Source organism: Nocardioides sp. CER19, assembly GCF_029846275.1.
Lineage (GTDB): Bacteria > Actinomycetota > Actinomycetes > Propionibacteriales > Nocardioidaceae > Nocardioides.
In genome coordinates, this window is the sequence record NZ_JARVWS010000002.1 from 165,149 (window position 1) to 190,161 (window position 25,013).

Consider the following 25,013-nt stretch of genomic DNA (forward strand, 5'->3'; position numbering starts at 1 on the left):
AGTTGTCATCTCTACTCCGCTGCTTGCCGGCCGGCGCCAACGCCGGCGTCGGCGCGATAGTCGGCCGTGGTAGCCCAATTGAACGCAGACTTAACTGGACTGTGGACTTGCTCGATCAAGCCGAGCATGTCATCAACATCGAACGCGCGTACTTCCGCGGCTTGGCGCGGCCAATACCCGTCAAAGTCGATCACATAGAAGGGGCCGGGGTCCGGAACTGGTGCCCGCCGAAGCGGCTCATTTCCTACGATCCCAGGTCCCTGAAGGTTCGCCATTCGAAGCGTGAGTGCCGTGTTCTCTGGCATTGCGAACTGCAAGGTTGACTCCGCCGTCATCAACTCACAGCGGTTGTCGGAGCGCCGCGAGCAAGCCTCGCCCATAGTGGTCTCAAGCTCAGTGAAGGCTTCCACAAGCGTCGGCGCGATGCTCCGACTCCATGCCTGATACGTCGTAGGTGCGGCCTCGGGCCGGATCTCATTGATGTAGCGAAGACCGAGGCGGTCGATACCCACGGGGGCGGCGACCTCAGCGATGGCAGACAGGCAACGGCGGATTTCCTCGCAGAAGACTTCGTATCCGGGGTATCGCGTCGTCTCGTAGTGAATGGACGTGTTCGACAGAACTAGGTTTCTCGTGCTGTCAACGCTTAGCAGGCGCCATCCCATGCCCCCGGGCGCAAGCGTCATGACTCCGTTGGGATCCGGCGCGAGGGTCGTGCTCTGCTCCTGACGAAGGACGGGCAGGAGATCGCCCAGAATCGTCGCGAGCCGGTGGGCAGAGTCCGGAACTGTCAAGGACGGGGAGAAGGGCACCCGAAGCTCGAGGACCCCGTAGACGAGTGGATGGGTTGTCGGCATGCGTAGTCAACCCCCTTTGTGTGTTTGGATGAGTGACCGTAGCACTCGTCCCGGTACCGGATCCATCACCGGTTACGGTACCAAGAGTCGCACTGAGACCGACACTATCGGGAACGACCGACACCGAGGATCGGTTCCGCCTGAAGGCAGGCCAAACTTTGCCTTGGGGTGTCTTATCCCACAGGTCGCAACGGTGGTCCTCTTGCGTGCCCTCCGCCGTCAGCGTCGAGGCAGGGCGTTGGGCCTTGTGGGCCCCAGAGTCCGCAACCAACCCGCGGTACGCTCGACAACGAGTGCTGATTGCACAGCGGGCATACCGAGCGCTGATCGACATGGACGCCACCGACCTGGCAACCTGATCGGCGGCGTAGGCTGAGTTTCGAAGAACCGGGCGGCGCCGACGTCCCTCAAGGGCGCCTGTACAACTTCCCTCTACTTTCGGGTGTCTACGAACTGAGTCAGTCCGGGACGTTCGAATCCTGAGACGGCGGTCTCATGTCCAAGCTGTGTCCGAGCGCGAGTCTGTTCGCTTGACCGCCCAGTTCGGGAGATCTCTTTACCTAGACTGTAAATCCAGTTCGGTTGGCCAGACGCGATCGTGAAGATCGGCTCGGAGGTCGACACATTTCACGAATCAAGGTGAGGAGCTCCGCGCTGAACCTTCTTTCGCCGGCACCAGCTGAGTGTTGCACGATATTTGAGTCGGATCCGCCGGTTCACTTGTCCATCACCGCGCCCAAGCCAACGACCGCCGTTGGTCGACCACTCAGCCCTGGTCGGGCTCGATCGAGACCGAGCCATCGTCCTCGCCGCGATCGTTCTCGTCCGTGATCCAAACCGGTTCGAGAACGTCCTCCGCCGCGTCCTGTTCTGAAGCAAACGTCGCCGGTGGCGGACCGAAGACCTTCTTTGCCGTGCCCGCGATGGTCCGTCCGATGAGGTAGTTGGCGCCAGCTCCTACCCCGACACCCAGCCCCAGGGGAATCTGTTTGCTCAGCACGAGGACGCCCTGCTTCGTGCCGTACTTGGTAATGAACCGAGGCCCGAGCACCTTGTTCGCCGCGTTGACCGCCGACATAGGGATCCTCTTGACGATCCTGAACCCCCAGAAGGGGACTGCCCGACCTACGCCTTTGTTGAGGGCCGTGATCGCCGAGTCGCCGATGAGGATCGTCTGAACGAGTAGTCGCCGCCGCTCTAGGTCCTCAGGATGAAGGTCGTGGAGTTCGGCCAGGGTGAGCGCATAGAGCACCGACGCTTCGGTGAAGGCCACGACATCGAAAGCTGCTGACGGGATGCCACCACCGGGCACGGCACCGGCGGCACCCATGGCGCCGCCGGAGGTGGCCACCGTAGAGAGGTAGTACTTCGTGATTCGGCGTTGGAGTTGAACGGGTGAATCGTTCGGATGAACGCGGCGGAGTCGCTCGAAGTTCTTGCGCGCAACCGGACCCTGGAAGGTCAAGGCCTTGGTCAGCGCTTGAGAAGCTAGTTGCTTCGGGTCCACGTGGCCTCCTCGTCACCATAAGAGTAAAGGCTCTGCACCCTCCAGGGATCGGGTTCGGCCCGCTGCCTCGGAACCGAGCCGGGTGCGAGGGGAGGCGCACCGTCCTTCGAAGCAGGAACACGTGTGCTCGGCTCGGCCGAGCACCATCGGTCCACCTCCACGAATCGCCTGCGGCCGGCTGTTCTTCCTCCTTAACCTTCGGTCGACCGTTCGGAGGAAGGTGCGCTGAATGCAGGGTCTTGTGTGTCCGCTCTGCCGGGGTGAGGTCGCGGCCAACTCGTCCGGCTGCCTGGCCTGTCACCTTCCGATGAGAGATGTGGCACGGCACCAGCAGAGCTCGTCGCGAGGCCGGGCACTTGCTCGCGCGATCTCGGTTCGCATCGCCGGCCTGGTGCTCTACGGAGCAGTTGTTGTCTGGTGCGCCTATGTGCTGCAGGAGTCGCTGCCGTTCGTCGTCCCGGGTGCTGTCCTTGGGGGTGGCGTTCTGCACGCTTGGAAGGGACGTCCCTGGCTGGGTCTCGTGGTCTTCGTCATCATCGTGGTGCTCGTCCCTGTGCTGCTCTTGCCTGCGCTCGGGATCGGCACGTACGCAGACCTGAGTAACCGACTGTGACCGACGCGCACCCGGCATACCTTCCACGGCGGCCGCGGTGACTTCGACAAGGGGTTGGTACCCGGATCCTGGCAGCGACGGCGAGAGGTTCCATGACGGAACCCGTTGGACGGGTGTGACTCGCGGCGGAACCGCGACCCGACCATCGAACACGGGGCACACGGCAGTGACGAAGCGGCGCCGTCGCCGACTCCCTGGGAGCGCGGCGGTCATCACGGCGCTTCTACTGCTGGTGTTCGGGGCCTCCGCGGCTCTGCTCGGCAAGGGGCCGCTGGTGCCGCTCGCGCAGAGCCTCGGGATCGGCGGCCCCGACAGGCTTCGTCCGATCGTCGTTCCCCTTGAGACGTCGCGTGCCTACAACATCGCTAAGACCGACGCCGCTGGTGACCCTGTGACCTACGACCCGTGCAAGCCGATCCACTACGTCATCAACCCGGCGGGCGCTCCACCCGACTACCTGGCCTTCATCATGCCGGCGATCGACGCCGCCCAGGAGGCATCGGGGCTGAGCTTCGCGTACGACGGCATCAGCGAAGACAGCTGGCAGAGCCGGCAAGAAGGGACCAAACCGAGGCCGATCGTCATCGCCTTCCTTCCGCAGCTCAAGAGCGCGACGGCGACTAGCGACACCGTCGGGCTAGGCGGCAGCACAGCGCTCACGATGAACGGAATTGTGATGCCCCACTATGTGACGGGTGCGGTCGCATTGAAGCGTGACTGGTTCGCGCGACAAAGCGCGGACCACAAGACGGCCGCCGAACAGGCCGTCGTCATGCACGAGCTTGGCCACGTCTTGGGCCTCGGGCACGTCGACGACCCGAGTCAGTTGATGTCGGCCGTGAATCAGGGTCAACTCGCATATGGGGCCGGTGACCTCAATGGCCTTGCCAAACTGGGGTCCGGAAGCTGTGGGGCCTGATCGCTGACCCACACGCGACGCGGTCAGTACTTGCCCGCCGGTGGCGTCCCACTCGCGAACATGCTGTTCGACGCCGTGCCTAGCTCGGCCTGCCAGTCCGCCAAACAACGGCGCGCTGTTGCTGCCCCTATGTGGCCAGACGCAAGCCCGTCCGGGTCGCGCTGTCAGCCTCTTGGAACCGCCCGTCCGGCGGCGGACAGCTGCTCAGCGCAGCGAGGCTCGTCCGCCCCGACCGAGCCGGCTGCAGGAGATTCCTCAGAGACGTTGACGGCGAGGGTCACTCCTGTCCCGCGGCGGCTTCACCGGCTCACGTGGCGGACCGCACGAGCCGCTCGTCGGGGATGACGGCGACCCCGAGGATCTCGACCATGGCCTCCGTCTGCCAGAGCCCGGTCGTGCCGATGCCGGCCATCGCCGGGTAGACGGGACCAGCCAGCTCGCGCCACACCTGACCGATCTCCCGCCCGTGTGCCTGGTAGTCCGGGATGTCCGTCAGGTAGATCGTGATCGAGACGAGATCCTCTGGCACGCCGCCCGCCGCTCGCAGGGTCGTGAGGACGTTGGAGAACGCCTGCCGGAACTGCTCGACGATCCCGCCCTCGACGATCTGCATGTCGGCGTCGAGTGCTGTCTGGCCGCCGAGGTAGAGCGTGTTCCCGCTGAGGGTGCCGTGCGAGTAGCCGCTGGGGGCGGCCAGGTCCGCGGGGTTGACCGCGATCGGCGTGAGGTCCGAGGTCTTCGAAGTCATGCCGTCACCGTAGCCATCTATTGACATACAAGCAACGTTCGTGCGAAAACTGACATATGCGATTGGCAACGGTGGCAACGCCGGCGGGCTCGACCGCGGCGGTGTGGCAGAACGACGCGTGGCGGGCGCTGCCTGCTCCCGATCTCTCGAGCCTCTTGGCCTCCGGCGCCGACTGGGGGGTGGGCGACGCGCTCCCTGACGCCGTGCCGGTCCTCCCCCTGCCCAGGCCGGGGAAGGTGATCTGTTGCGGCCTCAACTACGGCGACCACATCGCCGAGACGGGCCGCGAGACGCCGACCCACCCGACGCTCTTCGCCAAGTACGCCGACACCCTCATCGGCCCGCACGATGACATCGTGCTTCCGGCCGGCCTCGAGGTCGACTGGGAGGCCGAGCTCGCGGTCGTGGTCGGCGCGACCCTGCGGAACGCGACGGCGGCCGAGGCGGAGCAGGCGATCGCCGGCTACACGGTCGCCAACGACATCTCGGTCCGAGACTGGCAGCGCCGCACCCTGCAGTGGTTCCAGGGGAAGGCTTGGGACGCCACGACCCCGATCGGTCCGGTGCTCGTCACGCCGGATGACCTCGACCCGACCGCGGGCGTCGAGGTGGTCTGCCGCGTCAACGGCGTCGAGCGGCAGCGCGGCGACACGAAGACGCTGGTCTTCGACAGCGCGGCCCTCCTGGCCTACATCTCCACCTTCACCGTGCTCCGTCCCGGCGATGTGGTGCTGACCGGCACCCCGGGCGGGGTCGGCATGGGCATGACCCCGCCGACGTACCTCCGCGACGGCGACGTCGTCGAGACCGAGATCGCATCCATCGGCACGCTCACCAACACAGTGCGCTTCACCCACTGACCAGACAGGACTCCCTCATGAACTCCGACTTCGGCAACTACGTCCTCGAGGGCGACGCCTCGATGTACGCCAACGAGAGCGGCCTTGTCGTACCGGTCGTCACGCGAGCGGGCCACGAGCCGGACCTCACCGGCCAGTCCGAGGGCGCGACCCGCATCAGCGGTGTGAGCATCCAACACACGCCCGCCACCAAGCTCTGGTTCGGCAAGGTGCACAACCTGGCCGGTTACCGGTCCGTGCCCCACCACCACGGTGAGGCGGAGACCGGCGGCTACGTGCTCTCCGGCCGTGCCCGGATCTACTTCGGCGAGAGGTTCGAGGACTACATCGACATGTCCGAGGGCGACTGGGTGTTCGTGCCGCCGTTCATGCCGCACGTCGAGTGCAACCTCGACCGCAACAACCCGCTCACGTGGATGACCACGCGCACGCCGGAGAACATCGTGGTGAACCTGGCCCAGGTCGACGACGCCGACCTGAAGGACTGGGTGAACCGCCCGTGACCATTTCGAACGCGACCAGCGCCGTCTTCACCGACGCCGTCACCCTCAAGCCGTGCGAGCCCGAGGTCTTGGACGTCGCCTTCAGCGCCACGACGCAGCCCTGCCCCTGGCCCAAGGCGTACGGCGGCGACATGGTCGCCCAGGCGCTCGTGGCGGCCATGCGAACGGTGGAGGACAAGTCGGTCCACTCGATGCACTCCTACTTCATGCGCCCGGTCGACATCGGTGCCGAGGTCCGCTACGAGGTCGAGGTCCTGCGTGACGGCCGCGGCTACGCCACGCGCCAGGTGCGGGCGTACCAGAGCGGCAAGCCCGTCTACGTCTGCCTGGCCAGCTTCGCTGCCGGCGAGCCGAGCGGCAGCTTCCAGGTCGACATGCCGAAGGAGGTGCCGGGGCCCGAGACCGTGCCGACCTCGGCCGACTACCTGGCAGGCCGCTCCGGCGGGACCATGACCGAGACGTCCAAGGCGTACTGGTCGGGCGGTCGCAGCTTCGACATGCGACACGTCCCCGGCCCGGTCTACCTCACGGTCGAGGGCGGCAGGGCGCCGCGGCAGTGCGTGTGGGTCCGCCCGTTCGACGCGCTTCGCGAGGTCGACGGCCTGAGCCCCGAGCAGCGCGACGTCGCCGCGCTCGCCTACGTCTGCGACTACACGATCCTCGAGCCGGCCCTGCGTTCCCTCGGCCTCGCGTGGGCCGACGAGGGGCTGGTCACGGCGAGCCTCGACCATGCGATGTGGTTCCACCGTCCGGTGCGCATGGACGACTGGCTGCTCTACGCGCAGGACGCGATCTCGGTCGCGGACGGCCGGGGCACCGCGGTCGGCCGGTTCTTCACGACCGCCGGTGTCCTGGTCGCCACGGTCGTCCAGGAGGGAATGCTCCGGGCGGGGGTGACCCTGTGAGCACTCTCAGCCCGACCGGATACCGCGACACCTTCGCCCGCGACCACCTCCCGCCGGCCGAGCAGTGGCCGACGCTGGAGTTCACCACCCCGGCGCTGAGCTATCCCGAGCGGCTGAACGCGGCGGTCGAGATCATCGACCGCCCGACCGCCCAGCACGGACCCGACCAGCCGGCCCTGATGACCCCGGACGGGGCGGTCTGGACGTACGGCGAGCTGCTGGCGCGCGCGAACCAGATCGCCCACGTCCTCGTCGAGGACCTCGGTCTGGTCAGCGGGAATCGTGTCGTCCTGCGCTCGCCCAACAATCCGTGGACCGTGGCCGCCTGGCTCGGGGTGCTGAAGGCGGGCGGCATCGTGGTCACGACGATGGCGGCGCTCCGGGCCACCGAGCTCAGCCCGATCGTCGAGAAGACCCGTCCGGCGATCGCGCTGGTCGACCACCGCTTCGTCGAGGACGTGCTCGCGGTGCAGGCCACCGGGGCGCCGGAGCTGACGGTGGTGGCGTACGGCGGCGACGGGGCCGACGACCTGTCCCGGCGTGCCGAGGGCAAGCCGACCGAGTTCGCGCCCGTCGACACCGCGGCGGACGACGTCGCCCTGTTCGGGCCGACGTCGGGCAGCACCGGGGTCCCGAAGGTCACCACCCACTTCCACCGCGACCTGCTCTCCATCGACAACACCTTCGGACGCGAGATCCTGACCCTGACCCCGACCGACGTCGTCGCGTGCACGGCGCCGTTCGCCTTCACCTTCGGGCTCGGGATGCTGGTCGTCTTCACGCTCCGGGCCGGAGCCTGCGCGTTCCTCACCGAGACGGCGACGCCCGCCGAGCTCGCCGACCTGGTCGCCGAGCGCGGTGTGACGGTGCTGGCGACGGCGCCGACGGCCTACAAGCAGATCCTCAAGGCCGGGAAGGTCGCCCAGCTGGCCAAGGTGCGCACCGCGGTGAGCGCCGGCGAGCACATGCCGCAGACCACGTGGGAGGAGCTGCGCGACACCATCGGGCTGACGGTGGTCGACGGCATCGGAGCGACCGAGATGCTGCACATCTTCATCTCCGCGGCCGGCGCCGACATCCGACCGGGGACGACCGGCCGCCCGGTCCCCGGCTATCGGGCGACCATCCTCGACGCCGACGGTCAGGAGGTCGGTCCCGGGGTCGAGGGACGGCTGGCGGTGATCGGCCCCGTCGGCTGTCGCTACCTCGACGATGCACGCCAGCTCGGCTACGTCGTCAACGGCTGGAACGTCACCGGTGACACGTTCGTGAAGGACGAGGACGGCTACTTCTCGTACCGCGCCCGCACGGACAACATGATCGTCTCCTCCGGCTACAACATCGGCGGACCGGAGGTCGAGGCCGTCCTCGACCTGCATCCGGACGTGGTGGAGACGGCCGTCGTCGCCGAGCCCGACCCCGATCGCGGCTCCATCGTCTGCGCCTTCGTGGTGCTGCGCGACGGGGTCGCAGCGGATGCGACCACGGTCAAGGAGCTGCAGGACTTCGTCAAGGCGCGGCTGGCGCCCTACAAGTACCCCCGCGACGTCCGGTTCACCTCGTCGCTGCCGCGCAACACCAGTGGGAAGCTGCAGCACTTCAAGCTGCGCCAGATCATCGAGGCGGAGGCCCGAGCATGAGGATCGCGATCGTCGGCGGAGGCCCGGGTGGGCTCTACTTCGCCGCCCTGATGAAGTCACTCGACCCGGCCCACGAGGTCACGGTCTGGGAGCGCAACGCCCCCGACGACACGTTCGGGTTCGGCGTCGTGTTCTCGGATGAGACCCTGGGCAGCATCGAGGGCGCCGACCAGGTCGTCCACCAGCGGATGGAGCAGCGCTTCGCGCGCTGGACCGACATCGACGTCACCTTCAACGGCCATCCGTTCACAGTCGGTGGCCAGGGCTTCGCGGCGATGAGCCGCAAGGAGCTGCTCCAGATCCTGCAGGAGCGCGTCGCGGAGCTCGGCGTCACGGTGCACTACCGCACGGAGGCGCCCGACCCCGACGAGCTGCGGGCGTCGTACGACCTCGTGCTGGCCTCGGACGGTCTCAACTCCTCGGTCCGCACGAAGTACGCCGACGTGTTCAGGCCGAGCCTCGATCGGCGTCACAACAAGTACATCTGGTTCGGGACCGACCTGGTCTTCGAGGCGTTCCAGTTCTTCGTCAAGCAGACGGAGTGGGGCACCATGCAGATCCACGGGTACCCGTACTCCGACCAAGGCTCCACCTTCATCGTCGAGATGCACGAGGACGTCTGGCGCCGCGCCGGCTTCGACTCGACGGAGGCCGAGAGCTTCCCGCCCGGTGTCTCCGACATGTACGCCGTCGAGCGGATCAAGGAGATCTTCGCCGAGGAGCTGCAGGGCCACGAGATCCTCACCAACAACTCCAAGTGGCTCAGCTTCCACACGGTCCGCAACGAGAGCTGGTACGACGGCAACGTGGTGCTCCTGGGCGACGCCGCCCACACCGCGCACTTCTCGATCGGGTCCGGGACCAAGCTCGCGATGGAGGACGCGCTCGCTCTTGCCGCGTGCCTGCACGAGCACCCCACGACCGAGGCGGCGCTCGAGGCCTACCAGGCGGAGCGCAAGCCCGTCGTCGAGTCGACCCAGCGCGCGGCCCAGGCATCGCTGGAGTGGTTCGAGAACATCGGCATGTACGCCGAGCAGGACCCGGCTCAGTTCGTCTTCAACCTGCTCACCCGGTCGCGCCGGATCACCTTCGAGAACCTCAAGGAGCGCGACCCCGACTTCGCGGCGCGCATGGAAGCGGAGTTCGCCCGCCACCAGGGCGCCGCCGATGTTGCCCCGGCGATGTTCCAGCCCGTTCGGATCGGTGAGCTGGAGCTGAAGAACCGCATCATGCTCTCCCCGATGGACATGTACTCCGCCACCGACGGGATGCCGGACGAGTTCCACCTGGTCCACCTCGGCTCCAAGGCGCTCGGCGGCGCCGGGCTGGTGATGACCGAGATGACGTGCGTCTCGCCGGAGGGCCGGATCACGCCTGGCTGCCCCGGCCTGTGGAGCAGCCAACAGGCCGACGCGTGGCGCAGGGTGACGACGTTCGTCCACGAGCACTCCACCGCCAAGATGGGGATCCAGCTGGGCCACTCCGGCCGCAAGGGCTCGACGAAGCTCATGTGGGAGGGCATGGACCAGCCGCTCGAGGAGGGCAACTGGGAGGTCGTCGGCCCGTCGGCCCTTCCCTACGGCGCCGACTGTCACCTGCCCCGCGCGGCGACACGCGCCGACATGGACACGGTGGTCGCCGACTTCGTCGCCGCCGCCGAGCGCGCGGTCGACGCGGGGTTCGACCTCATCGAGGTCCACGCCGCCCACGGGTACCTGCTCAGCTCCTTCCTGTCGCCGGTCGCCAACCACCGCACGGACGAGTACGGCGGCTCGCTGGAGAACAGGCTCCGCTTCCCGCTGGAGGTGTTCGCGGCGGTCCGCGCCACGGTCCCCGCCCGCATCCCCGTCACCGTACGCATCTCCGCCACCGATTGGATGCCTGACGGCAACACCGAGGAGGACGCCGTCGAGATCGCACGTGCTTTCGTCGCCGCCGGCGCGGCCGCGATCGACGTCTCCTCCGGGCAGGTGAGCAAGGAGGAGAAGCCGGCGTTCGGCCGCTCCTACCAGACGCCCTTCGCGGACAAGATCCGACACCGGGTCGCCGCGCCGGCGGACGTCAAGGTGATCGCCGTCGGCGCCATCTCGTCGTACGACGACGTGAACTCCATCCTGCTCGCGGGACGCGCGGACATCTGCGCCCTCGGCCGGACCCACCTCTACGACCCGAGCTGGACGCTGCACGCGGCCGCCGAGCAGGACTACCGCGGCGCAGGGGCCGACTGGCCCGTCCAGTGGGCCGCAGGCCGGCGCAAGCCACCGACGTCGCGCACCGACAAGGTCCCGCCCCGCCTGCAGCTGCTGCGTGAGGGCGCCGCAGAGGTCGTCCACGTGCGATGGACCCCTCGCCGGGCTTCGACCGGTGTCTGAGAGCCTGTCGGCGTGAGCGAGGGACAGCCGACCGGTGTCTTCCACACCCGCGTGGAGTGGATCGACACCGATGCTTCGGGGATCTACCACAACAGCACGGTGACGCGGTTCGTCGAGGCCGCCGAGGCCACGCTGTTCCGCTCACGAGGCATCGAGGGGTACTTCCCGAGCGCGCCGCGGGTCCGCTACGAGGCGGACTTCCTGGCTCCTCTGGTGTTCGGCCAGGACGTCACGGCCATCGTGTGGCTGGCGCGGCTCGGGACCTCGTCGATGACCTGGGAGTTCGAGGTGTGGGGCGAGGCATTCGAGGGCAGGGCACGGGTCCTCGCTGCCCGCGGCAGCTATGTGACCGTCCACCTGGGGTCGGGACCGGCGGCGTTCGGCGAGGCGCGGTCATCGCGGCCGTGGCCTGCCGAGTGGGTCGCCTCTCTCGCGGCTGGATGCGGCTCGTGAGCGAGAGCTCCGGGCCGCGGGGTCCTCAGTCCCGGACGACCCTGGTCACGTTCCTCGGCGCTGTCGTCCGCCCGCTCGGCGGCTGGGTGCCGATCGCGGCGGCGGTCGACCTGCTGGCGGAGCTCGGCGTGGACGCCCCGAGCGTGCGGACGGCGGTCTTCCGCCTCAAGAAGAACGGCTGGCTCGAGTCCCAGACGCGTGGCGGCGCCCGTGGTTACGTCCTCACCGCCCAGGCGGACCGGACGCTGGCGGCCGGTGACGAGGTGATCTGGCACGCCCGCAAGCCGGCCGAGCTCGACGACGGCTGGTGCATCGTCCACTTCGGCGTGCCCGAGTCGCTGCGTGCGCGGCGCCACCAGCTGCGGGCCCATCTGACCAGCCTCGGGTTCGGCAACGTGGGCACCGCCCTGTGGATCGCGCCCGCCCGCATGCGCGCCGCCGCCGAGCGTGCCATCGAGGAGCTGGAGCTGTCGGCGTACGCCGCCATCTTCGTCGGCGACTACCACGGCCCGCAGGACCTGACCCAGGTGCTCTACGGTTCGTGGGACCTGGCCGCGATCGACCAGGGCTACCGCGACTTCACCGCCGCCTACCGCCCGCGGGTCGAGGAGGCTCGGCAGCTGCGGGACGGCGAGGCCTTCGCCGCGTACCTGGGCATGGTCGACAGCTGGCGCAAGCTCCCCTTCCGCGACCCCGGCCTGCCGCGGGAGGTCCTCGGCCCGGACTGGAGCGCGCCCCAGGCCACCGCGCTCTTCGAGGAGCTCGTCGACGCCCTCGAGAAGCCGGCGCTCGAGCACGCGAGGTCGTTCTGGCCGCAAGCCTGAACGACGAAGCGGTGGGCGGGCGCCGAAGCACCCGCCCACCGCATTTTCCGCTGGTACGTCGACCGGGGTCAGACGGTCTCGGGGCGGAGCCCCTTCTTCGCCAGCCGGGGCATGACCTCCTGGGCGAAGTAGTCCAGCTCGCCGATGTAGTCCACGAACGCCAAGGTGATGCCTCCGAAGCCAGCCTTGGCGAACCGCTCGATCTCGTCGGCCACGTCGTCGGGAGTGCCGATGAGCGGGCACGTGCCGTGCCCCGCGGCGAACCGGCTGCGGAAGTTCTGCAGCAGGTCCTGGCTGAACGACTGGGCGTGCAAGCCCTGCAGGCGCATGAGGTTGTCGACCGCGTCCCAGTCGGCGTTCTCCTCGGCGTAGTAGTGGAGGAACTCGTCGGCCTCCTTCCGGGTCGGGCGGCACACGACGTGGGTGGGCGTGAGGACGCCGGCCCGGCGCCCGAGCTGGGCCGAGTTGGCCTGCAGCTCCTTGACGACCTCGGCACCGTCCTCGGGGCCGCCCACGATGGTGAAGACGAAGTCCGCGTTGCGGGCGGCGTACGCCTTGCCCTGCGCGGACGAGCCGGCGTTGAGGATCGGCAGTCGGCGGTTGATCGGCTTGGGCACCGACTCGATGCCCTCGAGGTTCCAGAAGCGGCCGTTGATGTCGTAGCGCCCGTCCTCAGACCACAGCCTGTTGATGGCGTCGATCCACTCCTGCGCCATCTCGTAGCGCGAGTCGTGGTCCTGCGGCAGGTCCACGCCCATGGCGACGTACTCCGGCTGGTTCCAGCCGGCGACGACGTTGACGCCGACCCGGCCCGGCGCCATCTGGTCGATGGTGGCGAGCTGCTTGGCGGTCACGGCCGGGTGGTTGAACGCGGTGTGGATCGTCGCGAAGACGTTGAGCCGCCGGGTGTTGGCGAGGATCGCGGTGGCCCACGGAATCGGCTCGAGCACCCCCTCGTGGAAGTTCGTCGAGCCGCCGTACCCGATCCAGCGGGCGATCGGCAGCATGAAGTCGATGCCCACCTCGTCCGCCAGCTTGGCGAGCGCGAGGTTGTCCTCCCACGACGCCGACCAGCGCTCCGGGATCTTGGTGACCGCGAGCCCGCCGGAGCAGTTCGAGGAGAAGAGGCCGAGGCGGAAGTGGTCCGCCTCGAGGATCGGGATGCTCATGTCGGTGTTGTCTCCTTCAGATGGGTGTCGTGTCAGCGCTTGAGGCACAGCGGGACGGCGTCGGAAGTGGTGATGGTGATGACCTCGCCGACCAGGTAGGTGTGGTCACCGGCCGGCAGCCGGTGGCTGACGCGGCACTCGAGGCGTAGGGGCACCGGCTCGACGAGGACCGGCATGCCGTCGAGGCCAGCCACCCAGTCGACGCCGCGGAAGCGATCGGTGGACGGCGTCGCGAAGTGGCTCATCAGGGCCGCCTGGTCGTGGGCGACGACGTGGACGACGTATCCGTCGGCGGCCATCCACTCGGCGAACTGGCTCGACCTGTGGTCGATGCACCAGCCCACCAGCGGTGGCTCGAGCGACGTGGCGTGGAAGCTGTTGACGGTCTTGCCGATCGGTCGTCCGCTCCCGATCGTCGTGATGACGGCGACGCCGGTCGGCCACCGTGCCATCTGCTCGCGCAGCACGGCCGGCGTCACGTCGGGTGTGGTCGGGGTCACACAGGTCATGGCTCGATGGTCTGGCGCTCCGACGTCCAGCGGCTATCCGGATGGCTTCGCTCGCTATCCGCTTTGCGCTGATCTGTCATATTCGAAACGTTCGTAAAGGATTCGTGACATGCGGCCAGGCCGCTTGTACGCTCGGCTGAGCCACGGAGCGCTGAGGAGGTCGGGATGGCCCGGTTGGCGATGCCCCTCGCGTCGTACGGCGTCCTGCGCACGCGCGACGTCGACGACGCGCGTCTCGCCGTCGCCGCCTCGCTGGCCCCGCACCGGTTGACGATGCTCGGCCCCGGCTTCGACGCCGTCCACAACGCCGCCTCGCTCGACCGGATCAGCCTCCACTACATCGACTACGGCGCCGAGGTCCAGGTCGACGTCGACGGGCTCGGTTTCCAGCTCATCCAGATCCCGCTCGCCGGCACGAGCGCGATCAGCGCCGGCTCGCGCAGTCTGACCGCGACCCCGCGCACTGCCGTCGTCGCCGCACCCGACGGGCCGCTCCGCATGCGCTACGCCTCCGGGAACCCGCGCCTGATGGTCCGCGTGTCCTCGGCGCTGTTGCGGGAGCGGCTGGACACGGCGCGCCGCACCGGTGTCGTGGTGGCCGGCCGGCCGTGCGCGTCCGTCGACATCACCCGGGGCCGCGGGCGCAGCTGGCGCAGCCTCCTGGACGTGGTGCTCGCCGACCTCGAACGCGACCGAGGGCTCGCCGGCTCACCACTGGCCGCGGCAGCCCTGGAGATAGCGATCGTCGACGGGCTGATCGCCAGCATGGCGGAGCCGTCCGACGACAACGGTCCGCAGGCACCGCACGAGCGGATCATCAAGCGGGCGGCCAGGCTCATCGACGACCACAGCGGCGAGCCCCTCGGGACACCTGACGTCGCCGAGGCCGTAGGGCTCAGCGTGCGGGCCCTCCAGGCCGGGTTCCAGACCTACCTGCAGACCACTCCGATGGCCTACCTCCGGCACGTTCGCCTGCTGCGGGTCCGGGAGGCGCTGGCGAGCGGGAACGCGGCATCGGTGACGGATGCGGCGATGCGGTGCGGCATCACCCATCTGGGCCGGCTCTCGGGCGACTACCGCGCCGCTTTCGGAGAGAGCCCGAGCGAGACGCTGCAGCGCGCCCGCTGACCGAGGCGCCCACCGGTCGGCGCAATCCGGCTCCCGCCTGCGCAATCCGGATAGTTCACCGCTGTGGGTGCGCCTAGCCTCCGAGGGTCCCGGCGTGAGTGAGGTCACATCACGTGACCTGCCCGCCGCTCGATCGGAAGGAACTGCCATGACCGTCATCGACTCGCTGCTCGCCGCGCTGGCCACGGGTGAGGTCGAGATCATCGACCTGACCGCGCCGCTCTCGCCGGACACCCCCGTGCTGCAGCTTCCGTCACCGTTCGCGAACACGATCCCGCTGTCGCTGGAGAAGGTCAGCGACTTCGACGCCGACGGTCCGTTCTGGGGGTGGAACAACATCCACACGGGCGAGCACACCGGCACGCACCTCGACGCCCCGGCCCACTGGGTGACGGGACGCGACGGCCACACCGTCGACACGATCCCGCCGTCGCGGCTCGTCGGGCCGGCCGTCGTACTCGACTTCACCGCGGAGGTCGCCGAGGACCCGGACTTCCTCCTCGAGCCGGAGCACTTCGAGAAGCACGTCGCGGACAACGGCCCCCTCCCCGACGGCGCCTGGCTCGTGTTCCGCACCGGGTGGAGCCGGTTCAACAGGGACGCGGTGGCGTTCGCCAACGCCGATGGAGACGGTCCGCACACACCCGGTGTCTCCGCCGAAGGTGCCCAGTGGCTCGCGGCCTCGGGCATCACCGGCTTCGCGGTCGAGACCGTCGGCGTCGACGCCGGCCAGGCCGGAGGCTTGGAGCCGCCCTTCCCCGTGCACCACTTCCTGCTCGGTGCCGACAAGTTCGGGCTGACCCAGCTGCAGAACCTCGACCGCGTTCCCGCGACCGGTGCGGTGATCGTCGCCTCGCCGCTGCCGATCGTCGGTGGCACGGGCTCGCCGGCCCGCGTGTTCGCGATCGTCCCTGCGTGACCCCGACCGACTGACCAGGAAGGACGCACACTCCATGGCCGAGCGGTCGTTCGCACACGAAGTGCAGAAGCTCCGCGCCGGAGAGGGCACCGTCTTCGCCGGCGAGGGGATCCTCGCCGTGACGAAGGCCCTGCTGCAGTCCGGCGTCGCCTACGTCGGTGGCTACCAGGGTGCCCCGATCTCGCACCTGATGGACGTCCTCGGCGATGCCCACGAGATCCTCGAGGAGCTGGGTGTCTACTTCGAGAACAGCGCCTCAGAGGCGACGGCTGCGGCGATGCTGGCGGCGTCGGTGCACTATCCGCTCCGCGGGGCGATCACCTTCAAGTCCACCGTCGGCACCAACGTCGCGTCCGACGCCTTGGCCAACCTCTCGAGCGGTGGCGTCAAGGGCGGCGCGCTGATCATCGTCGGTGAGGACTACGGGGAGGGCTCCAGCATCATGCAGGAGCGCTCGCACGCGTTCGCGATGAAGTCGCAGATGTGGTTGCTCGACCCTCGGCCCAACGTCGGTGCGATCGTGCGGTCCGTCGAGGCCGGGTTCGAGCTCTCGGAGGCGAGCAACACCCCGGTGATGCTCCAGCTGCGACTGCGCTCCTGCCACCTGCACGGCAGCTTCACGGCCAAGGACAACCGCCGACCGCCGATGACGGTCAAGGACGCGGTGGAGAACCCTCGCCGTGCGCTCGACCGGATCGTGCTACCGCCAGCAAGCTTCGAGCACGAGAAGGAGAAGATCGAGGACCGCTGGCCCGCCGCGGTCGACTTCATCCGCAGTCGTGGCCTCAACGAGGTGCTCGGCGCTGGTACGTCGGACGTGGGCATCATCGTCCAGGGCGGCGTCTACAACACCTTGAACCGCGCGATGGAGCTGCTCGGCTGCTCCGACCCCTTCGGCAACACGCAGGTGCCGGTCTACGTCATGAACGTGACCTACCCGGTCGTGGACTCCGAGATCCTCGACTTCTGCGCCGACAAGCGGGCGGTGCTGCTCGTCGAGGAGGGCCAGCCGGACTACATCGAGCAGAACCTCAACGCGATCCTGCGGCGAGCCGGCTCGGAGGTGGCGCTGCACGGCAAGGACCTGCTCCCGGTCGCGGGTGAGTACACCGCGGCTGCGGTCACCCGTGGCGTCCACGCGTTCCTCAGCCGCTACCGGCCCGACGTGATCGACGGCAAGCCGACCCTGCTGCTGCCTGAGTCCGACCCGAGCAGTCCGTTCGCCCCGCGCGTCGGCGCCGCCGTCGTACGACCGCGTCCACCGGGGTTGTGCACCGGCTGTCCGGAGCGGCCGATCTTCTCCGCGCTCAAGCTCGCGGAGAAGGAGACCGGCAAGCAGCACCACGTCAGCGCCGACATCGGCTGCCACCTGTTCGCGATCAACGAGCCGTTCAACCTGGGCGCGACGACGATGGGCTACGGCCTCGGTTCGGCCGGCGCCGCGGCGCTGAACTCGAAGGACGCAGACCGGCGGACCATCGCCGTGATGGGCGACGGAGGGTTCTGGCACAACGGTCTCACCAGCGGCGTCGGCAACGCGGTGTTCAACCAGAACGACCAGCTCCTGCTCGTGGTCGACAACGCCTACAGCGCGGCCACGGGCGGCCAGGACGTCCTCTCGTCGAAGGCCGACAACGTCCTGCGCTCGACCAAGCACCCGATCGAGAAGGCCGTCCGCGGCGTCGGGGTCACGTGGGCCAGGACGGTGTCGAACACCTACCGGATCGGCGAGCTGCGCGACCTCTTCGTCAAGGCCCTCACGACCAAGGAGCCCGGACCGAAGGTCATCGTCGCCCAGAGCGAATGCATGCTGAACAAGCAGCGTCGCGAGAAGCCGGCACGCACCAAGGCGCTCAAGGACGGCAAGCGCGTGGTCAAGGAGCGGTTCGGCGTCGACGCCGACACCTGCACCGGCGACCACGCCTGCATCCGGGTCTCCGGCTGCCCGTCGCTGAGCATCAAGGCCAACCCGGACCCGATGCGCACCGACCCGGTCGCGACGGTGCTCGACTCGTGCGTCGGGTGCGGCGTCTGCGGGGCGAACGCGCACGCCGCGTCGCTGTGCCCGTCGTTCTACCGCAGCGACCTGGTCTACAACCCCACCTGGCGCGACCGTCTGCTCGCGAGGCTGCGCAGCGGCTGGATCGGGATGCTGTCGTCGGGCGTCGAGCGCCGCGCGGCGCGCTATGAAGTCATGGAGGCGCGCTGATGCCGAGCTGGACCCAGGGCCGTCGGCCCGTCACCATCGCGATCCTGGCCATGGGCGGCGAGGGCGGGGGCGTCCTGGCCGACTGGATCGTCGCGGTCGGCGAGACGGCCGGCTACTACGCGCAGAACACCTCGGTCGCAGGAGTCGCCCAGCGTACGGGTGCGACCGTCTACTACGTCGAGCTGTACCCGGGCGAACAGCCACGCGTGGGCAGCGTGCGCAGCGAGCCGGTCATGAGCCTGTTCCCCACCCCAGGTGAGGTCGACGTGGTGATCGCCTCGGAGCTGATGGAGGCCGGTCGCGCGATCCAGCGGGGCTTCGCCACGCCCGACCGGACGACGCTGATCGCGTCGACGAACCGCGTCTACTCCATGGACGAGAAGCTCGCCCTCGGCGACGGCCGGATCGACAGCAACGCGCTGCTCGAGGCCGCACACGCCGGTGCGAAGAGGCTCATCGCGACCGACTTCATGCAGCTGGCCCTCGACGCGGGCAGCGTCATCAGCGCCTCGCTCTTCGGCGCGCTCGCAGGCTCCGGCGAGCTGCCGTTCACGCGCGAGGCGTTCGAGGACGCGATCCGGGCGAGCGGCAAGGGGGTGGACGCCTCCCTCCGCGCCTTCGCCGCGGGCTTCGACGCCGCCCAGGCGCCCAGTCCACGCCCCAGCCCGGAGCCGATGCCCTCGACCCCGTCGGCCGGTTCGCCGAGCGGGCCGGTGCCCGTCACGATCAGCCGACGCCGGCCCGTCGACCCCGCCGAGGAAGCGGCCGAGGCCGCCGAGCGACGGCGTCAGGAGCTCGCCGCCACCGACCCGGCGGCGCTGGTCGGCCCGAAGCTGCAGGCCCAGGCCGCCCGCATCGCGGCCGACTTCCCGGTCGCCGCGAGGTCGATGCTGCTGCACGGCGCCGTCCGCACGGCGGTCTTCCAGGACCCGGCGTACGCCGACCGCTACCTGGACCGGGTCGCACAGGTCGCCGCCCACGAACGAGGCGGCGACGGTCGGCTGACCACGGAGGCGGCCCGGTACGTGGCGCTATGGATGTGCTACCAGGACACGATCCAGGTCGCCCAGCAGAAGATCCGCCGGCGGCGCATCGAGGGGGTCCGGGCCGAGGCCAAGGCCGCGGCCGACCAGCTGATGAACGTCCACGAATACCTGCATCCGCAGATCGAGGAGATCGCCGACACACTGCCGACCCGCCTGGGCCGCTGGGTCGCCGGCTCGAGGTTCTTCAGCCGCGTCGTGGGCAGGCTGACCCGCAACGGCATCGTCGTCAACACCACCGGCATCATCGGCTTCACGCTCCTCTGGCTGATGGCCCAGTTCCGCCCGCTGCGGCCACGCTCCCTGCGGTTCGGTCGCGAGCAGGCCGCCATCGACGCCTGGCTCGCCCGCGTCATCGCCGTCGCGCCGCACGACTACGACCTCGGCTGCGAGATCCTCGAGTGTCAACGCGTCCTGAAGGGCTACGGCGCGACGCAGCACCACGGCATGGAGAGCTTCGGTCTCCTCATGGGAGCGGTCGACGCAGTCGCAGGGCGGGAGGACGCCGCAGTCGTCATCGCACGGCTGCGCACGGCTGCGCTGGCCGACGAGGACGGCGAGGCCCTGCGGGTTGCGCTTGGCTCGCTCGCCGCGGGACCGGCCCTCGCCGCCAGCAACCGCGGCTGAGCCCCGTATGCGGTCAACCCGCTCGCGCCACCGGCGCCGGTGGCGCGAGCTGGTGCAAGCCCGCGCGAGCTGGTGCAAGCCCGCGCGAGGTTTGCGACGGATCTATGGCGACTCCTTCGCAGTGCTCCGCCCATGACATCGGGGAGTCGCGTCACAGAATGGTCCGGACGATCGCCCGCGGCGGTACAGCGCGGGGTTACCTGCCCTCCGCGTGGGCGTCGACGGTCCGATCGTGAACCGTCCTACACAGGGCGCAGACGATCAACTACGCGGGGGATCGAGCAGCGTCACGCGCGGCGGCGTCGTTCGCGAGCAGCCGACGCAGCGCGACGAGGGCACGGTCGGTGCGTTCCGCATCCGGAGTGGTCGTCTGGTGGAGGACGAGCCCGTCGAGCGTCATGTAGACCGCCTCGGCGACGTCGGGGTCGTCGATCCCGTTACGCGTGAGCTCGCGTCGGACGAGCTCGCGGTAGGACTCGTCGACGCGCTCGACCATCCGCCGCAGCTCCGGCCGGCGACGCGCCTCGAGGGTGAGCTCGTACTGGAAGGCCTGGATGTCGGGGTCGCGGGTGACCATGGCGATGAGGGCGTCGGCGAAGCCGTCGAAGCCGGGGCCGGTCGAGGCCAGCACGGTGTCGGAGGCGCTGGTCTCGAGACAGTAGGCCAAGGCCTCCTCGAGCATGGTCGACCAGTCGCCGAAGTGGTAGCGCACGGACGCGTGGCTCACTCCCGCCTCGGCGGCGACCGACCGATAGGTCATCCCGCGCAGGCCCTCGCTGGCGACGACGCGAATGGCGGCCTCGAGCAGCGCCTGACGTCCGGTGCCATAGCTCACGCGCAACAGGATCCACCTCCGGCGGCAGCGTAGCGAGCGGCACAGGCGGACCGACGGCGGGTAAGGAATTCCTTCAGGGTGGCGGGAGGAAGTCTCGATGTCGGCCGAGCCCGCGGGCTCCTAGCGTCGGAGGCACGCTACGGCTGCAGAGGCCGACCGAGGAGGATCCAAGGTGACTGCGACGATGATCGAGCTGACGCCGACCCAGGAGCGGTTCCGTTCCGCGATGGCGAACCTGTCCGCGGGCGTCAACGTCGTCACGACCGACGGCCCCGCCGGACGCGCGGGGATCACCGTCAGCGCCGTGTGCTCGGTCAGCGACGACCCGCCGACGATGCTGGTGTGCATCAACCGGTCCAGCCGCAGCCACGGTGCCTTCGAGGTGAACGGCCGACTGTGCATCAACGTCCTGGGCGGTCGCCACGAGGACGTGGCGCTGCTGTTCGCCGGCGCCACCGGCGTGTCCGGTGCCGACCGGTTCGACGCGGGGGAGTGGGACTACGCCAGCGCGGACGTCCCCGTGCTGGTCGGCTCGGCCGCCTCGGTCATCGGTCGGGTGACGGAGATCAGCGGCCAGGGGTCGCACTCGGTGATGTTCGTCGAGGTCGAGCGGATCATCATGAACGAGGAGGCGGGCGGGCTCGTCTACTTCCGACGCCAGTTCCACCGGATCGGCGGCCACGGCGCCGGCTGAGCCGGAGGACCGATCTACGCTGCCACCATGAGCGTCGACCCTCGCGCGCCGGAGCTCGTCAGCGGTGACTTCGTCGCGATGATGTCGGCGGTCCAGCTGTGCGTGCTGGTCCACGACGCCGAGACGAAGAACATCCTCTGGGCCAACCCCGCCGCCTGCGCGCTGCTCGAGTGGGATGTCTCCGAGCTGCGGCCGCTGAAGGCCAACGACATGAGCAGCTCCGCTCAGCAGTACGACCGCGTCCTCGGCCGGGCCTGGCTGCAGGACGCCGTCGACCACGGCGTCAGCCGCATCGAGTGGCACTACCGGAGCCGGTCGGGGCGCATCGTGCCGACCGACGCCATCGCTACCCGGGTCGAGCTCGCCCAGGGCCCGGCGGTCATGGTGCAGTTCCGCGACATCGAGCGGGAGCAGCACATCGCCCAGGAGCTGCGGCTGGCGACGTCGTACATCGACGCGCTCGCTCGGCAGACGTCGACGGCCGCCCTGATGGCGGACCACGCCGGGGTGCTCCACTTCGCCACCGACAGCGCGATGGCGCTGATCGGCGCCGACCTCCACCAGCCGCTGGGCGCGCTGGAGCGGCATGCCCGGCTGCGCATGGACGGTGCCGTCGCGGGGTGGGACGAGGTCGTCGCCGCCGCGGTCCCGGTCACCTGGATCCAGCTCGAGGTGCGCGGCCCCGCTGGGGTCGCGTGGCTCGAGGGGAGCGTCGAGCGGCTCAACGACACCGAGGGCGGCACGTTCCTGCTGCTCCTCCACGACGTCTCCGATCGTGTCCACGGAGAGGTCGAGCGCCTGCGGGAGGCCCAGCGCGAGAACTACCTCGCGCGTTACAACGCGATGGGTGACATGGCGATGGCGATCGCCCACGAGCTCGGTCAGCCGCTGGCCGCCGCGGGCAACTACCTCGGGGGCGCCCTGGCCCGGGTGTCGAACGGGTCCGCGGACCACGGCGAGCGGGTGGACCTCGAAGGCGTCACGAGGGGCATCGAGAGCGCTCGCCGCCAGATCGAGCGGGCGAGCAAGATCGTCGAGGCCTCACGCAGCTTTGTCGGGCACCTCCAGCACGTCGCGGAGCCCGTGGACCTCCACGACGTTGTCGCCGAGTGCGAGTACTTCGTCCGCCTCCGTGCCACGGCGGCCGACATCGAGGTGGTGGTCGAGCCGAGTGCGAGTCCCGTCGTCGTCCGCTGCGAGCGCGTCCTCACCGAGCAGGTCGTGCTCAACTTCTGCTTCAACGCGATCGACGAGATGGCGGCCGCCGGCACCTCCGGGCGCACGCTGCGGATCGTCGTACGACGAGGCGACGGCGTCGGCGTGGTCGCCGTCGAGGACGACGGACGTGGCATCACCCGCGACCCGTTCGCCGACAACTTCACCTCGAAGGACCGCGGCAGCGGCATCGGCCTCGCGTTGAGCTATCGCATCATCACCCGTCAGCGCGGTTCGGTGTGGGCGGAGCGTCGCGACGAGGGCGGGTCGAGGTTCTCGTTCGCGCTCCCGCTCGCCGACTGACGCCTCGGAGGCGCTGACCGGGCTGTCACGGGACGAAGGTCCCGAGGTCGGATGAGGGATTTCTTCACAACTGTCCAATTGACAAGTTCTGCTCCTGGCGGCGAGTGTGTGCTGCGTCACGCCACCCTCCCGTCCTCCAGGAGCCCGCTTCCATGACTTCCGACGTCCTCGACATCGCCGACACGCGACCGGGCGGTGACGCCGGCCCCCGCCACCCGCTGGCCGCGCTGACCGCTGCGGAGATCGACCGGACCCGGGAGATCCTGGAATCGGCGGGGCTGATGACGGCGCAGTCGCGGACGTCGTACGTGATGCTGCGAGAGCCTGACAAGGCCGACGTCTTCGCGTGGGACGGCGTCACCGAGCTGGCGCGAGAGGTCAGCCTCCTGCACACCGACCTCGACACGCTCACGGTGAGCGCCGTGGTCGTCGACCTCGCCGCCGGCGAGGTGGTCTCGCGCGAGCTCCTCGACACGAGCCGCGACGGCTTCGGCCCGTGCCTGGACGAGGACTACCCGCTCGTCGACGCCATCGTGAAGGCCGACGAGGAGTGGCGCGCGGCGGTCGCGAAGCGCGGCGTCACCGACATCGACAAGGTGCGCCCCGTGCCGCTCTCCGCGGGCGTCTTCGGGTACGACGACGAGGTCGGCCACCGCGTCTACCGCGTCCTCTGCTTCTACGAGCCCGAGCCCGGCGCGATGGTCTGGGCACATCCCATCGGCGGCGTCATCGCCCACGTCGACGTCACCGACGGCAAGGTGCTGCGGGTCGTCGAGACCCACGTCGAGCACATGCCGACCGAGTCGGGCGACTACCTCGACGAGGCCATCCGCGGCCCCCAGCGCACCGACCTCAAGCCGATCTCGATCACCCAGCCGGAGGGCGTGTCCTTCTCGGTCGAGGACGGCGTCCTCTCCTGGCAGAACTGGAAGGTGCGGCTCGGCTTCAACGGTCGCGAGGGCCTGACGCTGCACCAGCTCTCCTTCGCCGACAAGGGCGAGGAGCGGCCGATCCTCTACCGCGCGTCCGTCTCGGAGATGGTCGTCAACTACGGCGACCCCGGGCCGACCCACGGCTGGCAGAACTACTTCGACTTCGGCGAGTACCAGTTCGGCAGGCTCGCCAACTCCCTCGAGCTCGGCTGCGACTGCCTCGGCGAGATCACCTACCTCGACGCCGTCGTCGTCGACGACTTCTGCGTGCCGCAGACGATCCGCAACGCCATCTGCATCCACGAGGAGGACTACGGCGTCCTGTGGAAGCACAACGACATCTTCAGCGGGTCCTCCGAGACCCGTCGCCAGCGCCGCCTGGTGATGTCGTTCTTCGGCACGGTCGGCAACTACGACTACGGCTTCTACTGGTCGCTCTACCTCGACGGCACCGTCGACCTCGAGGTGAAGGCCACCGGCATCCCGTTCCCCTCCGGGTACGACGGCACCGACCCGCACTTCTCCGAGCTGGCCCCTGGTCTCGGCGCGCCCGTGCACCAGCACCTCTTCTCGGCGCGACTCGACTTCACCGTCGACACCGTCCGCAACCAGGTCGACGAGCTCGACGCTGTCACCGTCCCGGCCGGCCCCGGCAACCCGTGGGGCAACGCGATCGCGCGGACCAGCACCAGGCTCACCGGCGAGCAGATGGCGCGTCGCAACGCGGCGAACGAGCGCAACCGGGTCTGGACGATCTCCAGCACGGAGCGGACCAACCGCTTCGGCCACCCGACCGGCTACGTGCTGCAGCCCGAGGGCCAGCCCGCCCTCCTGGCCGCGGAGGACTCCTCGATCTCGCGGCGGGCCGCCTTCGCCCGGCACCACCTGTGGGTCACGCAGTACGACCGCGACGAGCTGTGGCCGTCGGGCTACACGGTCAACCAGCACCCGGGCGGCGCCGGCCTGCCGACGTACATCGCGAACGACCGGCCGCTCGACGGCGAGGACGTCGTCGTGTGGCACACCTTCGGCCTGACGCACTTCGTGCGCCCCGAGGACTGGCCGATCATGCCGGTCGACTACGCGGGCTTCAAGCTGCGGCCGCACGGCTTCTTCGACCGCAACCCCACCCTCGACGTGCCCGACCTGAGCAACCGCGGCGGCTGCCACACGGCCGGCTCGGGCTGCGGCTGCGACTGAGCTCCACCCCTCATCACCCACCTCTCGGC

At 69.2% G+C, this 25,013-nt stretch carries 22 protein-coding genes; 16 read left to right on the plus strand and 6 right to left on the minus strand.

Going from position 1 to position 25,013, the window contains the following annotated elements; all coding sequences use genetic code 11:
• Nucleotides 1-11: 11 nt before the first annotated feature.
• Together QDS12_RS09290 and QDS12_RS09295 are read right to left on the minus strand one after the other, a co-directional pair.
• Nucleotides 12-857, minus strand: coding sequence for a TIGR04255 family protein (locus QDS12_RS09290; protein ID WP_279878704.1), 846 nt, complete (start codon nucleotides 855-857; stop codon nucleotides 12-14).
• 766 nt (nucleotides 858-1,623) lie between these two features.
• Complete coding sequence (locus QDS12_RS09295) at nucleotides 1,624-2,364, minus strand: hypothetical protein (protein WP_279878705.1); 741 nt, start codon at nucleotides 2,362-2,364, stop codon at nucleotides 1,624-1,626.
• A 316-nt stretch (nucleotides 2,365-2,680) separates the two neighbouring features.
• Between QDS12_RS09295 and QDS12_RS09300 the strand changes: the two genes are divergently transcribed.
• Together QDS12_RS09300 and QDS12_RS09305 are read left to right on the plus strand one after the other, a co-directional pair.
• Nucleotides 2,681-2,977 carry a hypothetical protein gene (locus QDS12_RS09300; protein ID WP_279878706.1) on the plus strand — a complete coding sequence of 99 codons (297 nt, stop codon included), beginning with the start codon at nucleotides 2,681-2,683 and terminating at the stop codon, nucleotides 2,975-2,977.
• A 274-nt stretch (nucleotides 2,978-3,251) separates the two neighbouring features.
• Nucleotides 3,252-3,896, plus strand: a complete 645-nt coding sequence (locus tag QDS12_RS09305; RefSeq protein WP_279878707.1) for a matrixin family metalloprotease — start codon at nucleotides 3,252-3,254, stop codon at nucleotides 3,894-3,896.
• 307 nt (nucleotides 3,897-4,203) lie between these two features.
• On the opposite strand, the gene QDS12_RS09310 is transcribed toward QDS12_RS09305, so the two are convergent.
• Nucleotides 4,204-4,644 carry a RidA family protein gene (locus QDS12_RS09310; protein ID WP_279878708.1) on the minus strand — a complete coding sequence of 147 codons (441 nt, stop codon included), beginning with the start codon at nucleotides 4,642-4,644 and terminating at the stop codon, nucleotides 4,204-4,206.
• 71 nt (nucleotides 4,645-4,715) lie between these two features.
• Here QDS12_RS09310 and QDS12_RS09315 point away from each other — a divergent pair, with 71 nt between their 5' ends.
• The 7 genes from QDS12_RS09315 to QDS12_RS09345 are packed head-to-tail and all read left to right on the plus strand — an operon-like array spanning nucleotide 4,716 to nucleotide 12,201.
• On the plus strand, nucleotides 4,716-5,504 hold the full coding sequence (locus QDS12_RS09315; RefSeq protein ID WP_279878709.1) for a fumarylacetoacetate hydrolase family protein: 789 nt from the start codon (nucleotides 4,716-4,718) through the stop codon (nucleotides 5,502-5,504).
• Nucleotides 5,505-5,521: 17 nt separating this feature from the next.
• Nucleotides 5,522-6,007 carry a cupin domain-containing protein gene (locus QDS12_RS09320; RefSeq protein ID WP_279878710.1) on the plus strand — a complete coding sequence of 162 codons (486 nt, stop codon included), beginning with the start codon at nucleotides 5,522-5,524 and terminating at the stop codon, nucleotides 6,005-6,007.
• The gene (locus tag QDS12_RS09325) at nucleotides 6,004-6,912 is read left to right on the plus strand and encodes an acyl-CoA thioesterase domain-containing protein (RefSeq protein WP_279878711.1); all 909 of its coding nucleotides are present in this window, start codon (nucleotides 6,004-6,006) and stop codon (nucleotides 6,910-6,912) included. Before QDS12_RS09320 ends, QDS12_RS09325 begins: the two co-directional genes overlap by 4 nt.
• On the plus strand, nucleotides 6,909-8,552 hold the full coding sequence (locus tag QDS12_RS09330; RefSeq protein WP_279878712.1) for an AMP-binding protein: 1,644 nt from the start codon (nucleotides 6,909-6,911) through the stop codon (nucleotides 8,550-8,552). The genes QDS12_RS09325 and QDS12_RS09330 overlap by 4 nt, the downstream gene beginning before the upstream one ends.
• Nucleotides 8,549-10,924 carry a bifunctional salicylyl-CoA 5-hydroxylase/oxidoreductase gene (locus tag QDS12_RS09335; protein ID WP_279878713.1) on the plus strand — a complete coding sequence of 792 codons (2,376 nt, stop codon included), beginning with the start codon at nucleotides 8,549-8,551 and terminating at the stop codon, nucleotides 10,922-10,924. The genes QDS12_RS09330 and QDS12_RS09335 overlap by 4 nt, the downstream gene beginning before the upstream one ends.
• Nucleotides 10,925-10,936: 12 nt before the next feature.
• Nucleotides 10,937-11,377: a hotdog domain-containing protein gene (locus QDS12_RS09340; protein WP_279878714.1), complete on the plus strand. Its 441-nt coding sequence runs from the start codon at nucleotides 10,937-10,939 to the stop codon at nucleotides 11,375-11,377.
• Nucleotides 11,374-12,201, plus strand: a complete 828-nt coding sequence (locus QDS12_RS09345) for a PaaX family transcriptional regulator C-terminal domain-containing protein (protein WP_279878715.1) — start codon at nucleotides 11,374-11,376, stop codon at nucleotides 12,199-12,201. The genes QDS12_RS09340 and QDS12_RS09345 overlap by 4 nt, the downstream gene beginning before the upstream one ends.
• Nucleotides 12,202-12,269: 68 nt before the next feature.
• Here the strand turns inward: QDS12_RS09345 and QDS12_RS09350 are convergent, their stop codons facing one another.
• Together QDS12_RS09350 and QDS12_RS09355 are read right to left on the minus strand one after the other, a co-directional pair.
• Nucleotides 12,270-13,370: an LLM class flavin-dependent oxidoreductase gene (locus QDS12_RS09350; RefSeq protein ID WP_279878716.1), complete on the minus strand. Its 1,101-nt coding sequence runs from the start codon at nucleotides 13,368-13,370 to the stop codon at nucleotides 12,270-12,272.
• A gap of 32 nt (nucleotides 13,371-13,402) precedes the next feature.
• On the minus strand, nucleotides 13,403-13,879 hold the full coding sequence (locus tag QDS12_RS09355; RefSeq protein ID WP_279878717.1) for a flavin reductase family protein: 477 nt from the start codon (nucleotides 13,877-13,879) through the stop codon (nucleotides 13,403-13,405).
• A 165-nt stretch (nucleotides 13,880-14,044) separates the two neighbouring features.
• Between QDS12_RS09355 and QDS12_RS09360 the strand changes: the two genes are divergently transcribed.
• The 4 genes from QDS12_RS09360 to QDS12_RS09375 all read left to right on the plus strand — a co-directional run bounded on the left by QDS12_RS09360 (nucleotide 14,045) and on the right by QDS12_RS09375 (nucleotide 19,805).
• Nucleotides 14,045-15,007, plus strand: a complete 963-nt coding sequence (locus QDS12_RS09360; RefSeq protein ID WP_279878718.1) for an AraC family transcriptional regulator — start codon at nucleotides 14,045-14,047, stop codon at nucleotides 15,005-15,007.
• 148 nt (nucleotides 15,008-15,155) lie between these two features.
• Nucleotides 15,156-15,926 carry a cyclase family protein gene (locus QDS12_RS09365; RefSeq protein WP_279878719.1) on the plus strand — a complete coding sequence of 257 codons (771 nt, stop codon included), beginning with the start codon at nucleotides 15,156-15,158 and terminating at the stop codon, nucleotides 15,924-15,926.
• 34 nt (nucleotides 15,927-15,960) lie between these two features.
• Nucleotides 15,961-18,135, plus strand: coding sequence for an indolepyruvate ferredoxin oxidoreductase subunit alpha (locus QDS12_RS09370; RefSeq protein ID WP_279878720.1), 2,175 nt, complete (start codon nucleotides 15,961-15,963; stop codon nucleotides 18,133-18,135).
• Nucleotides 18,135-19,805 (plus strand): indolepyruvate oxidoreductase subunit beta family protein, encoded by a 1,671-nt coding sequence (locus QDS12_RS09375; protein WP_279878721.1) that lies wholly within the window; start codon nucleotides 18,135-18,137, stop codon nucleotides 19,803-19,805. Before QDS12_RS09370 ends, QDS12_RS09375 begins: the two co-directional genes overlap by 1 nt.
• 265 nt (nucleotides 19,806-20,070) lie before the next feature.
• On the opposite strand, the gene QDS12_RS09380 is transcribed toward QDS12_RS09375, so the two are convergent.
• Nucleotides 20,071-20,640: a TetR/AcrR family transcriptional regulator gene (locus QDS12_RS09380; protein WP_279878722.1), complete on the minus strand. Its 570-nt coding sequence runs from the start codon at nucleotides 20,638-20,640 to the stop codon at nucleotides 20,071-20,073.
• 172 nt (nucleotides 20,641-20,812) lie between these two features.
• Between QDS12_RS09380 and QDS12_RS09385 the strand changes: the two genes are divergently transcribed.
• The 3 genes from QDS12_RS09385 (at nucleotide 20,813) to QDS12_RS09395 (ending at nucleotide 24,984) form a co-directional block, all read left to right on the plus strand.
• Nucleotides 20,813-21,334: a flavin reductase gene (locus QDS12_RS09385; RefSeq protein WP_279878723.1), complete on the plus strand. Its 522-nt coding sequence runs from the start codon at nucleotides 20,813-20,815 to the stop codon at nucleotides 21,332-21,334.
• A 27-nt stretch (nucleotides 21,335-21,361) separates the two neighbouring features.
• Complete coding sequence (locus QDS12_RS09390) at nucleotides 21,362-22,852, plus strand: HAMP domain-containing sensor histidine kinase (protein WP_279878724.1); 1,491 nt, start codon at nucleotides 21,362-21,364, stop codon at nucleotides 22,850-22,852.
• Nucleotides 22,853-23,004: 152 nt separating this feature from the next.
• Nucleotides 23,005-24,984: a primary-amine oxidase gene (locus QDS12_RS09395; RefSeq protein ID WP_279878725.1), complete on the plus strand. Its 1,980-nt coding sequence runs from the start codon at nucleotides 23,005-23,007 to the stop codon at nucleotides 24,982-24,984.
• The last annotated feature ends 29 nt before the right edge of the window (nucleotides 24,985-25,013 follow it).